General features: G+C 54.8%; 16 protein-coding genes. All 16 read right to left on the bottom strand.

All coding sequences use genetic code 11. The features are described from left to right. Positions 1-56 precede the first annotated feature (56 nt). Entirely contained in the window at positions 57-323 is a 267-nt protein-coding gene (locus FGB90_RS13800) for a EutN/CcmL family microcompartment protein (RefSeq protein WP_138811430.1), read from the bottom strand. Beyond that, positions 324-599 (bottom strand): BMC domain-containing protein, encoded by a 276-nt coding sequence (locus FGB90_RS13795; RefSeq protein ID WP_138811429.1) that lies wholly within the window; start codon positions 597-599, stop codon positions 324-326. It abuts the gene before it with no gap. A 240-nt stretch (positions 600-839) separates the two neighbouring features. Next, positions 840-1,124, bottom strand: coding sequence for a EutN/CcmL family microcompartment protein (locus FGB90_RS13790; RefSeq protein ID WP_138811428.1), 285 nt, complete (start codon positions 1,122-1,124; stop codon positions 840-842). Positions 1,125-1,203: 79 nt separating this feature from the next. Then, positions 1,204-1,665, bottom strand: coding sequence for a ribose 5-phosphate isomerase B (gene rpiB, locus FGB90_RS13785; RefSeq protein WP_138811672.1), 462 nt, complete (start codon positions 1,663-1,665; stop codon positions 1,204-1,206). Between the two features lie 416 nt (positions 1,666-2,081). Continuing rightward, positions 2,082-2,915: a triose-phosphate isomerase gene (tpiA, locus tag FGB90_RS13780; RefSeq protein ID WP_246056184.1), complete on the bottom strand. Its 834-nt coding sequence runs from the start codon at positions 2,913-2,915 to the stop codon at positions 2,082-2,084. Positions 2,916-2,926: 11 nt separating this feature from the next. Beyond that, positions 2,927-3,205, bottom strand: a complete 279-nt coding sequence (locus tag FGB90_RS13775; protein WP_110520937.1) for a BMC domain-containing protein — start codon at positions 3,203-3,205, stop codon at positions 2,927-2,929. Positions 3,206-3,427: 222 nt separating this feature from the next. Beyond that, positions 3,428-4,891: an aldehyde dehydrogenase family protein gene (locus tag FGB90_RS13770; RefSeq protein WP_138811427.1), complete on the bottom strand. Its 1,464-nt coding sequence runs from the start codon at positions 4,889-4,891 to the stop codon at positions 3,428-3,430. Beyond that, the gene (locus tag FGB90_RS13765; RefSeq protein WP_138811426.1) at positions 4,892-5,194 is read right to left on the bottom strand and encodes a EutN/CcmL family microcompartment protein; all 303 of its coding nucleotides are present in this window, start codon (positions 5,192-5,194) and stop codon (positions 4,892-4,894) included. It lies immediately after the preceding gene. Next, the gene (locus tag FGB90_RS13760; RefSeq protein ID WP_138811425.1) at positions 5,191-5,901 is read right to left on the bottom strand and encodes a hypothetical protein; all 711 of its coding nucleotides are present in this window, start codon (positions 5,899-5,901) and stop codon (positions 5,191-5,193) included. The genes FGB90_RS13765 and FGB90_RS13760 overlap by 4 nt, the downstream gene beginning before the upstream one ends. A gap of 100 nt (positions 5,902-6,001) precedes the next feature. Next, a complete protein-coding gene (locus FGB90_RS13755) occupies positions 6,002-6,679 on the bottom strand; it encodes a phosphate propanoyltransferase (protein WP_138811424.1) in 678 nt (225 codons plus the stop codon). Between the two features lie 5 nt (positions 6,680-6,684). Continuing rightward, complete coding sequence (gene deoR, locus FGB90_RS13750) at positions 6,685-7,641, bottom strand: DNA-binding transcriptional repressor DeoR (protein WP_138811423.1); 957 nt, start codon at positions 7,639-7,641, stop codon at positions 6,685-6,687. Between the two features lie 403 nt (positions 7,642-8,044). Then, positions 8,045-8,884, bottom strand: coding sequence for an ABC transporter permease (locus FGB90_RS13745; protein WP_138811422.1), 840 nt, complete (start codon positions 8,882-8,884; stop codon positions 8,045-8,047). Continuing rightward, positions 8,884-9,870, bottom strand: coding sequence for an ATP-binding cassette domain-containing protein (locus FGB90_RS13740; RefSeq protein ID WP_138811421.1), 987 nt, complete (start codon positions 9,868-9,870; stop codon positions 8,884-8,886). Before FGB90_RS13740 ends, FGB90_RS13745 begins: the two co-directional genes overlap by 1 nt. Positions 9,871-10,247: 377 nt before the next feature. Then, positions 10,248-10,439, bottom strand: a complete 192-nt coding sequence (locus FGB90_RS13735; RefSeq protein ID WP_138811420.1) for a helix-turn-helix domain-containing protein — start codon at positions 10,437-10,439, stop codon at positions 10,248-10,250. A 200-nt stretch (positions 10,440-10,639) separates the two neighbouring features. Further along, positions 10,640-10,951, bottom strand: coding sequence for a hypothetical protein (locus tag FGB90_RS13730; protein WP_138811419.1), 312 nt, complete (start codon positions 10,949-10,951; stop codon positions 10,640-10,642). 139 nt (positions 10,952-11,090) lie between these two features. After that, positions 11,091-12,590, bottom strand: coding sequence for a xylulokinase (xylB, locus tag FGB90_RS13725; RefSeq protein WP_138811418.1), 1,500 nt, complete (start codon positions 12,588-12,590; stop codon positions 11,091-11,093). Positions 12,591-12,599: the final 9 nt, after the last annotated feature.

The following is a 12,599-nucleotide window of genomic DNA, read 5'->3' as shown; positions in this document are numbered from 1 at the left end:
TGATCTGTTTGACTAATTGATCCATGTTTGTACTCACCTGAACTCACCTCCGATGTTTATTCTTCGAGTCGATCGACGACGCCTGCGATAATGGCGTCCACGGCCCCTTCCGGATTGCCCATAATGGCCCGGGCCGAGCCTCCTTCTTCAATAATCAGGACGGTGTCACCGATGCCGGCCTGGGCACCGTCCACGGCGAGAAAAGAGCCGCCGATGGATTTGCCGCTGTGGTCAACAGGTTCCACCACCATCATCTTCGTGTTCTGATGACTCTCGGTTTTCACCGTGGCGACAACGTTCCCGATCACTTTTGCGAGCTTCATTTATTCAGAAGCCGGAAGTACTTTTTCCACTTCCTGGTGAGGACGCGGGATGACGTGCACAGAAAGGAATTCCCCTACGCGTCCGGCAGCGTCTGCCCCTGCTTCGGTTGCTGCTTTTACTGCGCCTACATCGCCGCGTACCATTACGGTTACAAGGCCGCCGCCGACGTTCACTTTACCGACGAGTGTTACGTTTGCTGCTTTCATCATGGCATCTGCTGCTTCTACTGCTCCTACAAGACCTTTCGTTTCGATCATTCCAAGTGCGTTATTCATTATTGGTTCCTCCCTTGAGTTCTTAAGTTTGTTTTTAACTGTAAGTAAATGCTCCACTGCAGCCCATCCGCTCGCTTTCCGCGGCGGTGCCGGCAAGCCTCCTCGGGCATCGCCCTGCGGGGTCTCGCCTGGCCCCCACTGCCGCAGGAGTCTCGCTCCTGACCTGCAGCTCCGTTTTGTACATATATTAATGATCAAGAAATCCGTTGAGTCAGTTAATCGTAATTTTGTTGATCACACTTAATCTTTCATTTTTTCTTCTATATAGTAGTGATCGATGATTCCCATAATGCCGGCGTCGGATGCCACCATGTCTTTTTTCAGGGGCATGCCCGATTCGCCGCTTTTTGCCAGGTAGACGATGTCTCCGTATCCGGCCTGGCCGACTGTATCGATGGCGATGATCGGCTTGCCTTTCGGCGTCAGGTCATCTTTAAGCGGATGGACCGCCATGAGCTTGATGCCTTTCAGGCTCGGATCTTTATGTGTACAGACAACGTTTCCGACGACTTTTCCGATAAACATAAGCAAAACCTTCCTTCTTTTGCGGGCTCTGGACTGAATCGCGACAGTAGGTTGAGCGTGGCCCGCTTCGTATGTCGGGTCAGCTCCGCTTAATAAACCGGCTTTCGATTTCCATGATCTTCGTGACGCGGCGGTCGTGGCGGCCGCCGGAGAATTCTGTTTCGAGCCACGTCTGAACCATCTGTTTGGCGAGGCCGGCCCCGAGGGACTGGCCGCCGATGGAGAGGACGTTGGCGTTGTTGTGATCGCGGCTGTTAATGACTGAGGACAGGTCCCAGCAGACGGCGCAGCGTACGCCTGGAATTTTGTTGGCTGTCATGCCGCTTCCGATGCCGGCACCGTCGATGATGATCCCCATATAGTCGTCGTGGGTGGCCACGCATTCGCCGACGAGGAACGCCACGTCCGGATAATCGACGGATTCGCCGTTATGGCAGCCGAAGTCGAGGTATTCGTATCCGAGTTCGGTGAGCTGTTTTTTGATCGTTTCCTTGAGCTCGAATCCGCCATGGTCGCTTGCGATGGCTACTTTCTTTTTCATCAGGTGTCCTCCTTTCTTCCGGTTCTGTATATTGGTGTAATCATTTTGCAGGTACTGATTTTCAGAGAAGCTCCGGTACGAGTCATCCGCTCGCTTTCCGCGGCGGTCCGGGGAGCCACCTCGGGCTTTGCCCTGCGGGGTCTCCCCCTGGCCCCTGCTGCCGCAGGAGTCTCGCTGCTGACACTTCACTCCGCCTGGTCACCAAAGGACCATTTCATACGGAATCGTACGAAACTGATAGCATGTATGTCGGTCCTTAAAATGAATTTACCTTAAATAATGGAGCGGAAGGCGGCGACTCCGGCGGGAAAAGCAAGAGACGAAGACCCCGCAGGGCGAACTTCCCGAGGAGGCTGAGGCCTTGTCCGCGGAAAGCGTCCGCCTGCAGCGGAATAACTAACCAGGTCCCTTAACGTCTATCCCCGTGTAAACCCGTCAATGACGCCTTTGAAGTCCACGGCGTTAAGGCTGGCACCGCCGACGAGAGCGCCGTCGATGTCGTCCATTACCGCGAGGCTCAGGGCGTTATCCGGTTTGACCGACCCTCCGTAAAGAAGAGGGACGCCTGACGCAGCCGAAGCGCCGTACTGATTGGCGAGCGTTTCCCGGATCGTCCGGTGGACATCCTGGGCCTGTTCAGGAGTGGCGGCGAGTCCCGTGCCGATCGCCCAGACAGGTTCGTAGGCAACGACTGCGGAGCTCACGTCTTCCACCCCGTCCAGCCCGGCGTGAAGCTGACTGACGACTACTTCGCCGCTTCGTCCCTGTTCACGCTCGTCTTTCGTTTCTCCGACACAGAGCACCGGCTGGATTCCTGCCGCCAGCGCCTGCTTGACCTTCAGGTTTACTTCTTCATCTGTTTCCCCTGCCTGGCGCCGCTCGGAGTGACCGAGGATCACGTAGCGGCAGTCCAGTTCCTTAAGCATCGCTGCCGATACTTCGCCGGTATGGGCGCCTTTTTCCGCCCAGTGCATGTTCTGGGCTCCGAGAGCGATGCTGTCCTGAAACTGGGCCAGCATCACTTTGACCGGATACAGAAGAGGGAACGGCGGGCAGACCGCAACGTCACACGCCTGCTCCTCCCCGCGGAGTCCTTCAAACAGGAGAGCCGATTCCTCGATGGACATATTCATTTTCCAGTTGCCGATCACGAGCTTCCGTCTGCTGCTGTTTATGGTGCCGTCAGCCAGCACACCCTGAACGCTTTTTTCCACTAGTGAGCGGATGTATTGTTCCATTGATTCCGTCATAAACGGTCAGCCTATTCCGACTTCGGGATGATGGCTTCCACTTCACCGTTCGGACGCGGGATCACGTGTACAGAAGTGAGTTCGCCGACGCGCTGGGCGGCTTCTGCTCCTGCTTCAGTTGCTGCTTTTACTGCGCCAACATCTCCGCGTACAAGGACACTTACAAGTCCGCCGCCTACGAGTTCTCTTCCTACGAGCTGTACGTTCGCCGCCTTCACCATGGCGTCTGCTGCTTCGATTGCCCCTACTAGTCCTCTGGTTTCGATCATTCCAAGTGCTTCTCTGTTCATTGTTCTTCCTCCTTTAGAATCAGCCGCGTTTTTTGCAGGCGGCTTCTGCTTAATTTCCTGCTTCGCTTTCGGTGCTTCTGACTGTGCTGCTTTCTGTTCTGTCTGTGCCGGCTTTGTTTCAGCTGCCGCGTTCTTCCTTGGCCGTCCCCGGCGTGCGGGCTTCTTTTTTTCACCGGTCTGTGTCTGTGACTGGTTATCTGCGCTCACGGCGATTCACCATCCTTATATGATCCGGAGTCCGTCAACGAGGACGCACCGGCGCTGACGGGTGAACGTCTTCGGCGATGTGAGCCCCTCTCCTGTCGGGCCGGCAATTGTAAGGGTCGTAAAGCCTTCACTGTTGTAGCCGAGCCCGCTGACGGACGGTCCGTTTTTCACAAAGATCGTTGCCTGGATCCGCTGGGCCATTTTCGTCAGGTTCGTTACGTTCTGGGAGTGCATGACCGCAGTGTGACGGTTGCCTTTTTCCGCTTTGACCGCTTCGGCAATCGCCGTGTCCACGTCCCGGACTTTAACGATCGGCACGATCGGCATGAGCATCTCCGTTGTAACGAGGGGGTGATCCGCCCCTGTTTCACAGATGAGAAGGCGTACGGAAGGATCTGCTTTAATCCCCGCTGCTTCAAGAATGACCGCTGCGTCTTTTCCGACAAAGTCCTTATTCGGAAAACGGCGGCCGTCCTTTTCCACCATGACGGTTTTCAGCACTTTATCCAGCTGGAAGCCTTTCAGTTCAAAGGCGCCGTTTTTCGTCATTTCCGTTTTCAGCTTATGTGCCACACGGTCCACAACGAATACTTCTTTTTCCGCTGTACAGAGCACGTTGTTGTCAAAGCTCGCGCCGGTGACGATATCTCCGGCTGCTTTTTCCAGATTGGCGGTTTCATCCACCACAACCGGCGGGTTCCCTGGTCCTGCTGCGATGACTTTTTTGCCGGTGCTCATAGCGGCTTTCACAACGGCACCGCCGCCAGTGACCACCAGTGCGCGGATACCTGTATGGTTCATCACTTCGCCGCTCGTCTCGATGGACGGTTCAGCAACGGAAGTGAGGACGTTTTCCGGTCCTCCTGCTTCGACGATTGCATCGTTTAAAAGCTGCATGGCACGAAGCGATACGCGTTTCGCACTCGGGTGCGGATTGTAAACAACGGTATTGCCTGCCGCCACGAGGGAGAGGCTGTTGTTAATAATCGTTGCCCCCGGGTTCGTCGTGGGGGTGATCGACCCTACCACGCCAAGCGGCGCGTACTCCACAAGCGTCAGTCCGTCGTCGCCTGTGTAAGTGGTGCTTGTAAGGTCTTCCGTGCCCGGCGTTTTATCTGCTGCGAGAAGGTTCTTTGCCGTTTTATCCTCGACCCGGCCGAGACCTGTTTCCTCCACCGCAAGTTCCGCCAGTTCCCGCGCATGCTCACGGCTTACTTTCCGCATGTTTTCGATCATCTTTTTGCGCGTTTTCAGTGATGTGGTGCTGAATTCGATTTCTGCTTTCTGGGCAGCTGCCACCGCTTCATCGACTGTGGCAAATACGCCTTTCTCAAGCGTGATGCACTGTCCGGAAGCACCGGTATCGCCCCCACAGCCGCAGCCGCAGGACTCCTTCGACGCTTCGCCAGGCTCGCCGGCTGTCACCTTGCTCACAACCTGCTCAACCAGCTTTTGTATGTCTTTTTCCGAAATACTCATCTATTCGCTCCCTCCTGATTCAAAGGTCCGCTTCCCGTCAATTTCCACGTGGTCAATGACGCCCACAATGGCAGAGTCGACAGGAGTGTCTTTCGTAATCGCCGTCTGCCTGGCGGAACTTCCGCCGACGACCATCACAACCTCCCCGGTTCCGGAGCCGACTGTATCTATCGATACAAGGGGCTTTCCGTCCGGTTCGATCGTGACCATGTCGAGAGGCTGGACGACGAGCATCTTCTTTCCATTGAGTTTCTCGGCTTTCGTCGTGGAGACGACACTGCCGACCACTCTTCCAATAATCATCGCTGCTCCCCCTCTTCTATGATGGTGACGCCGAGCTCCCTGGCCCGGTCGCGTCCCATCGGTGTGACGAGCGTTTTTCCAGGGACAACGAGCTCCGTTTCCCCGTTCCGCTCCGCCTCCTCCACGTGGGAGGCAAGGACGAGGGGCCGTTTCGGCTCGTGAGGCTTCATCGCCCCGATCCGCTGCTCTGCTTTATCCAGGGTTGTGAACACGGCTCCGTCCTCACGTGCCTGGCGCATGTAGCCGGTAATCCGCTTTTCCACCGATGGTCTGGCAAACAGCCGTCTGTACGAGCGGAGCCCCAGCTCATCGTCTGCCACGAGGAACGGCCGGCCGGCAAGCTGCAGGGCAATCGCTGTCTGCGCCACCGGATCGTCGTCGATCGTAAGCGCCAGTCTGGCGACAAATCCATGGCTCGCAACGGGTATGTAGACGATTTCAGCCGCTTCGGCAGCGTCCGTGAGCTCCTTGCGACCCGCTTCCTCAAGCGCGGCGGCCCCGGGAAACAGCTCACGCCATCCTTTGCCAGCGTACATCGTCACGTCGTGGGCCTGTGTGACCGCTTTCAAATGTGCGTTTACCAGTTCAGGATTCAGAGATTCATAGTCCAGCAGGACAAGGACATTTTTTCGTCTCGTTTTCTGTCCCGGTCCCCTGAAAAACTCCTTCACCGCCTCCTGAACGAGTGCCGCGATCTGCTCTCTCAAATTTTACCCCCTCCTTTCGGGAAGTCTGGAAATTGGCTGCTGTTCTTTAAGAGCGTAAGGCGGCGAACTAAACTATCGGGAAAAGAAAACAAGTGCGCTCTTATTTGCCTTTTATGAGGTTACCAACGGTACCTGATTTCATACCGGCGGCGTTTGCTTCATCCAGATCCACGTGCATCTCGAGCCTGTACTTTTCCGATACACGAATCAGTGTGTGATCAAAGGTGACCGGACGCTCGCTGGGTGCGTGAACGCTTACAAAATCCTGATCTTTTACCCCGAACCGCTCAGCGTCATCCGGATGCATATGAATATGGCGGGCAGCGCAGATCAGCCCTTTATCGATCGTCAGCTGTCCCCGGGGGCCCTGAATTTTGACCCCCGGTGTGCCTTCAATGTCACCGGAATTTCTGACCGGCGGGGTTACCCCGAGGGTGAAGCCGTCATAGAGGCTCACTTCCACCTGGGTGTTACCTCTGGCCGGGCCGAGCACCCGGACCCGTTCGATCCGGCCTTTCGGACCGATTATCGTAACCGTTTCCTCTGCAGCAAACTGGCCGGGCTGGGAGAGGTCTTTCTTCTTTGTAAGCCGGTACCCTTTGCCGAACAGGCGCTCCACCGCCGTTTCCGAGAGATGAATATGCCGGTTGGATACGGCGATCGGCACCTGGCCTGGCTTGAGCTGAGGGCTTGTGCTGTCAACTTGTTCAGCTGACCGGTGTTCCAGTGTTCGGGCAACGGTCTCTTTGATGAGCTCTCTCAGTTTTGCTTCGTTCATCACGTTCACTCCTTTCCGGCGTCATGTTCCACCATGCTTTCGGCTGTGAACTGATCGGTGATCAGCACGTTGGCGTATCCGCCTTTCAGGGCACCGAGAATGCCCTCCACTTTGTTGAGTCCGCCGGCGATGAGAACGGTGCGCTCTTTTTTCTGCAGCCGGGAAAGTTCGATGCCGATCGTGCGTGCCGCGAGCTCCTTGTTGCAGACGTTTCCGGCACTGTCGATGAACGTTGAGCAGATATCCCCGACGGCACCGTTTTCCTGAAGCACGTTCAAATCATCGTCCGTAAAATAATCCGCCTGCACGAGGGTGGAGTTTTCCGTCCGGTCCCCGACGGTAATGAGGGCCAGATTCGCCTGTTCTGCCAGATCCAGCGTCCGTTTAATATGCCGGTCCGCCACGATCGCCTCTTTTACGAGTGGGTGATCCACCACGGCCGGGAGCGGGAGAAAGTGCGGGGCGGTGCTGAACGCTTCCCCGAGACGGTTCAGGATATCGTGGGCGTGGGTGTTCGTTTCCGAATGGCTCACACCGCCATTCAGCTGTACGACAGACACGCCGTTCACGTGTTTGGGTGTAAGGTGCTTTGTGACTTCATATAACGTTGTCCCCCACGTGGCGCCGATCGTGTCCCCGTCCTTTACGGTGTCACGGAGGTAGGCTGCGGCTTTTTTTCCGATGGCGCTCTTAATCGCTGTATCGTCACGGCCGGAGGCACTGACGATAATGCAGTCGGACAGGCCGTAGCGCTTCCGGATTACGCCGCTCAGTTTCTGGGCGTCTTCTGTCGGATCGAGAATCTCCACGCGAACGATCCCGTGCTCCTTCGCCTCGTGAAGCAGGCGCGATACGGACGGGCGGGAAATGCCGAGCTCCGCTGCGATCTGCTGCTGGCTGTAGTCGAGCTGGTAGTACATCTTCGCAGCGCGGACAATCCGTTTCAGTTTTACTGCGTCCATAATTTTTTCCTCGCTTTATTCGTTCGGTTTCGCTCATGTGAACATTTGTTTATGTAATATTGAACATTTGTTAATTCCATTATAAACGAACGGTTCAGATAAGCAACTGTTTTCGGACAATTTCTGCAGTTTAGGGTGGAGCGAAATTCCGATCCGGTGGATGACATGAAGAGAGGAGCAGGCTGATGGGAGCTGTTCATCAAATTGGTGTTGCTGTTTTATTCAGCTTTTAATTCTTAAGATTTGGTGGTTATTTTATTTATTCAGCTTTTAGTTTGGTGGATTTGGTGGTTACCTTCATTTATTCAGCTTTTAGCCTCTCCGGCAGAACTCCGGTGAAGCATTCTGCCGCTAATCAGCAAAAGACCCCGCCGAATTGAATCGGCAGAGCCTCCATAAAAACTTATTTCTTGTTCCGGTACAGATACATCGTAAGCGGGGCAAAGATGACGATAAAGATGCCCGATACGATAAACACCCAGATAATCTGGTCTGCAGTTGCATGCCCGTGCATGAGGCCGCGCACCGCATCCACGAGAATGGAGATCGGGTTCACGTCGACAAAGCTCTGGAGCCAGCCCGGAAGCGTGTCCGGATCCACGAACACGTTACTCACGAACGTAAGAGGGAACATGACCATAAAGCTTGCCATCATGAGCGATTTATCGGAGCGCATGATAATCCCGAGCGTCGTCCATACCCAGGAAATGCTGAAACTGAAAAAAAGCACGATTGCCACAGCCCCCAGGACGCCGAGCAGCCCGCCGTCGGCACGGAAACCGAGAATATAGCCGAGGCCGAGCATGACCGCCGAAGCACCTGTGTAGCGCACAGTATCCACGAGAAGCGAGCCGACCAGGGCGGACGGCAGCCAGACCGGGAGCGTCCGGAACCGGTCGAAGATGCCTTTGCGGATATCGTTGTTAATGTCCAGCCCTGTGTACATCGTAATCTGTGCCACAGTCATCACGAGAATACCCGGCAGGAGAAACTGAAGGTATTCCGCTGTGGATCCTGCAATAGCACCGCCGAACAGGTACGTAAACATAAGCAGAAAAATAATGGGAAAGACGGTTACGTCAAACAGCTGTTCCGGAATATGTTTGATTCGAAGAAGCGATCGGGATCCAAAGGTCATACAGGAGGAAAAGGCATTGGGCGGTTTCGGCCGCTCACTCGAGGCAACTGCCTCTCTCAGGTGCTCATCCCTCACCTGCTGGCGGTCATCGTTTACTGCATCCATTATCCCTGCACCTCCTTTTTATTCTCCTGTTCTTTTGCCGGCTCACCGGTGAGCGTCAGGAACACCTCATCAAGACTCGGCTGTCCGAGTGAGAAGTCACTTAGCTCGATTCCTTCACGGCCGAGCTCCCCGAGCACTTCAGCGGCCAGGGACGGATTCGTCACGTTTGCAGTCAGAACAGTCGCATCTGCTGAGTCGTGCACCTGTCCGTATAGAACCTGCTCGACCACACCCCTCGCTTTTTCCCGGTCGGCCGGATCTGCAAGGCGAATCGTCAGGGTTCCTGTTCCCACGGACGCCTTCAGTTCCCCGCTTGTTCCTTCTGCAATAATTTTCCCTTCGTTAATGACCGCGATCCGGTCAGCCAGCTGGTCGGCCTCCTCAAGGTACTGTGTGGTGAGAAGGACTGTCGTTCCTGTGCCTACGAGCGTGCGGACGATATCCCACACCTGGTTGCGGCTCCGCGGATCCAGCCCGGTCGTCGGTTCATCGAGAAACAGAAGCTCCGGTGTCACGACGATGCTTGCGGCAATATCGATTCTGCGCCGCATTCCGCCGGAGTACTTTTTCACCTGACGCTTGGCAGCATCCTCCAGACCGAACGCGTGGAGAAGCTCAGCCGCCCGCGCTTTTGCCTGATTGCGGGTATAACCCATGAGCCGCCCCATGAGCACGAGGTTTTCCGTCCCCGTCAGATCCTCATCAATCGAGGCGTACTGACCCGTCAGACTGATCCGGCTTCTCACTTCAGCTGCTTCCTTTACGGTGTCATGACCGAAAATGCACGCTTCCCCGCCGTCGGGATTCAGAAGCGTCGCAAGCATCCGGATCGTCGTTGTTTTTCCGGCTCCGTTCGGGCCGAGAAACCCGTACACGGTTCCTTTTTTAATCTGCAGATCAACCCCATCCACGGCCCGGTGCTTTCCAAACACCTTGACGAGCCCTTTCGCTTCAATGGCCAGGTCGCTTAATTCGTTTTGACTCATGTGTAATCACCCTCTTCTGTAGTCGCTTCTTCTCTCACTTTTTCACTTTATTTCACCGGCCGGCAGGTTAGTCGCTTTTTTTCCCCTGTCCCCGATCCTGCTTCCATTATAGACTGATCAGGATAAGCCTGCATCAGGACAGAGACCGTCGCTTTCTCAGACCGGAGACTGATTTTTTGCCCGGGAGGAAAAACGCTGACATGTCTTTTAAAAACAAAACTTCACTCCACGCCGTCCGTTCGCTTTCCGCGGGCATCGCTGGATACGCCACCTTTTGCTCCATAATTAACGTCGTCAATAGCAGCAATCTATACGAACACAGCGTTTAAAAAAAGCCTGAGGACAAGCCCCAGACTTTTTCAGTGCGTACTATTCTTTTAAATGGAAGACGAGCCGATCCTGAACGTCACGTTCAGGCTCTCTGATATTTTTTCCAGAACGGCGATGTCCATGTGGCCGTCGAGATCCCGGAGCACCTCCGGGGACAGGCCGCTTTTTTCAGCTACCTGTTCTGGTGTAAGGCTGCGGTTATCCATTACCTGCTTCAACTGTTCTGCTACTGATGCCATCGTGATTCCCCCTATGTAATGATAGCGCTTTCAGACAAGTATACTATTACTTTCTGAAAATTTCAATAAGGGGTTGTCCGGTCATCTGGACAACCCCTTAGGTAATGTACGGAGCCGCTTATAGTCTTCCAGCCTGACCGGTGCTGCTCCGGTCTGGCCGATGCACGCACAGCCATTGCCTGTTAGTTATGCAACTCCCGCTACGAATTGTCCCCTTCGGACTTGCGCCATTTTTTCGAGAATGCCATCATTTCGTCTTCCTTTTCCTCCTTTATCTCTTCGGACGGATTGAAGAACCAGACGATGAGTGCGGCAAGGGCGCTGACCGGGATCAGAAAAGGATTGGCAAGCGACTGGGCGAACGACTGGACGGCCACTGCATAAATGCCGATGTAGAGCACACCGGTTACGAGAGGCGCCATCCACCATTCCCTGTATGCAAAGTAAAACGCGAGTACCCCGGCTCCAATTGAGACGGCCGGAATAACCGCAAAATAAATGAAAAGGTCCATGAGATCCGATACTCCCTGTAAATGTGACTTCCAGCTTTATTATAAGCGATCGGAGACATTTTTCCCATCCTTCACCTGGAGTGACGGCACAAAAAGAGCACAGCGCTCTTTTGCCCTGTGCTCTCCCTGTGTCTTACAGTTACTTTCTAAATGCCGCCAGCTGTTCACTCAGTTCCCGCGTCTTAGCGTACACACCCTGATACAGACGGAAATGTTCTGCATACACTTCCTGGTTCAATGGATCAGGGAGATACTCTTTTTCCACTTCCACAAAAGTATCCGCACAAGCGGCAAGCGTATCGTACCAGCCGCATCCTACGGCAGCGAGCATGGCCGCTCCCATGCCCGGCCCCTGTTCATTTGCCAGTTTCACAATTTTCGCCCCGAAAATGTCCGCCTGCATCTGAAGCCAGACGTCGTTCTTTGCTCCGCCGCCGATGGAAACGATCGTGTCGATTGTTTTCCCGTTCTCCCTGAAAACAGCAGCCGACTCGTTAAGGGAATAGGTGATGCCCTCCAGAACCGCACGGGTAAAGTCCTCCCGGCGGTGGGAGGCATCCATCCCGATAAAGCTTCCTCTGATCTGTGCATCCGCGTGCGGGGTTCTTTCCCCGTTGATATAGGGGGTGAATAAGAGACCGTTAGCACCCGGGGGTACTTTGTCCACGTTTTCAAGCAGGCTGTCAAAGTCCTCCCCTTTGGCAAACACATTCTTAAACCAGCTCAGGCTGTGTCCTGCCGCAAGCGTAACCCCCATCGTATACCAGGCACCGGGAGCCCCGTGGTTAAAGTAATGAACCGAACCGTTAAAGTCCTTAGCGTGATCTTTTTCATAGGACAGCAACACGCCTGACGTACCGATGCTCACCAGCGTTTTTCCCTCCTCCAGGATGCCGGCTCCGATCGCGCCGCAGGCATTGTCGGCACCTCCGGCAAAAACACGGAGGGTGTCAGGCAGACCTGCTGCTTCTGCTGCACTTGCTGTGATCCGTCCTGTTTCATCTCCCGGTTCCACAAGCGGCGGGCAGAATCCTTCAGGAAGTTCAAACACGCTGCACAGCTCCTTACTCCACGCTTTTTCCGAAATATCGAGGAGCAGTGTTCCGGCAGCATCGGAATACTCCATATGAAGCTTCTCAGTCAGTTTAAGACGCACATAGTCTTTCGGTAAAAGAAACGCAACCGCTCTTGAAAAGAGTTCCGGTTCGTGCTTTTTGACCCAGAGAATTTTAGGGAGCGTAAAGCCCTCAAGTGCCGGATTTTTCGTAATCTCCAGCAGCCGTTCTTTCCCGGCTTTTTCGTAAATCTCCCGGCATTCGGCTGTTGTTCTCGTATCGTTCCAGAGAATCGCTCTGCGGAGTGGTTCGTGATTCTCATCCAGCAGTACGAGGCCGTGCATCTGTCCCGAAAAGCTGAGCCCCTCTATATCTTCAGGGTTTCCGGAAAATCCGGCCACAAGTTCGGCCAGGCCGGCAATCGTTTCCTTCACCCAGTCGTCCGGATCCTGCTCACTGTAGCCTCCCGAGGTCTGATAGAGAGGATACGGCCGTGATACCTCGTGAACGACCGTCCCGTTCTGATCAACCAGGAGCAGCTTTACTGAGCTGGTTCCCAGGTCTGCACCGATCACATACTTCATTTACCTGTT

Origin of the sequence: Alteribacter natronophilus, assembly GCF_006007885.1 — a bacterium.
Classification (GTDB): Bacteria; Bacillota; Bacilli; order Bacillales; family Salisediminibacteriaceae; genus Alteribacter; species Alteribacter natronophilus.
This window is presented reverse-complemented; position numbering and strand designations above follow the sequence as displayed.

Bases quoted from the DNA above. Each gene is read 5' to 3' on its own strand.
- FGB90_RS13800 (WP_138811430.1), bottom strand. From the start codon at position 323: ATGAAGCTCGCAAAAGTGATCGGGAACGTTGTCGCCACGGTGAAAACC.
- FGB90_RS13795 (WP_138811429.1), bottom strand. From the start codon at position 599: ATGAATAACGCACTTGGAATGATCGAAACGAAAGGTCTTGTAGGAGCA.
- FGB90_RS13790 (WP_138811428.1), bottom strand. From the start codon at position 1,124: ATGTTTATCGGAAAAGTCGTCGGAAACGTTGTCTGTACACATAAAGAT.
- rpiB (WP_138811672.1), bottom strand. From the start codon at position 1,665: ATGAAAAAGAAAGTAGCCATCGCAAGCGACCATGGCGGATTCGAGCTC.
- tpiA (WP_246056184.1), bottom strand. From the start codon at position 2,915: ATGACGGAATCAATGGAACAATACATCCGCTCACTAGTGGAAAAAAGC.
- FGB90_RS13775 (WP_110520937.1), bottom strand. From the start codon at position 3,205: ATGAACAGAGAAGCACTTGGAATGATCGAAACCAGAGGACTAGTAGGG.
- FGB90_RS13770 (WP_138811427.1), bottom strand. From the start codon at position 4,891: ATGAGTATTTCGGAAAAAGACATACAAAAGCTGGTTGAGCAGGTTGTG.
- FGB90_RS13765 (WP_138811426.1), bottom strand. From the start codon at position 5,194: ATGATTATTGGAAGAGTGGTCGGCAGTGTCGTCTCCACGACGAAAGCC.
- FGB90_RS13755 (WP_138811424.1), bottom strand. From the start codon at position 6,679: ATGAACGAAGCAAAACTGAGAGAGCTCATCAAAGAGACCGTTGCCCGA.
- deoR (WP_138811423.1), bottom strand. From the start codon at position 7,641: ATGGACGCAGTAAAACTGAAACGGATTGTCCGCGCTGCGAAGATGTAC.
- FGB90_RS13745 (WP_138811422.1), bottom strand. From the start codon at position 8,884: ATGGATGCAGTAAACGATGACCGCCAGCAGGTGAGGGATGAGCACCTG.
- FGB90_RS13740 (WP_138811421.1), bottom strand. From the start codon at position 9,870: ATGAGTCAAAACGAATTAAGCGACCTGGCCATTGAAGCGAAAGGGCTC.
- FGB90_RS13735 (WP_138811420.1), bottom strand. From the start codon at position 10,439: ATGGCATCAGTAGCAGAACAGTTGAAGCAGGTAATGGATAACCGCAGC.
- FGB90_RS13730 (WP_138811419.1), bottom strand. From the start codon at position 10,951: ATGGACCTTTTCATTTATTTTGCGGTTATTCCGGCCGTCTCAATTGGA.
- xylB (WP_138811418.1), bottom strand. From the start codon at position 12,590: ATGAAGTATGTGATCGGTGCAGACCTGGGAACCAGCTCAGTAAAGCTG.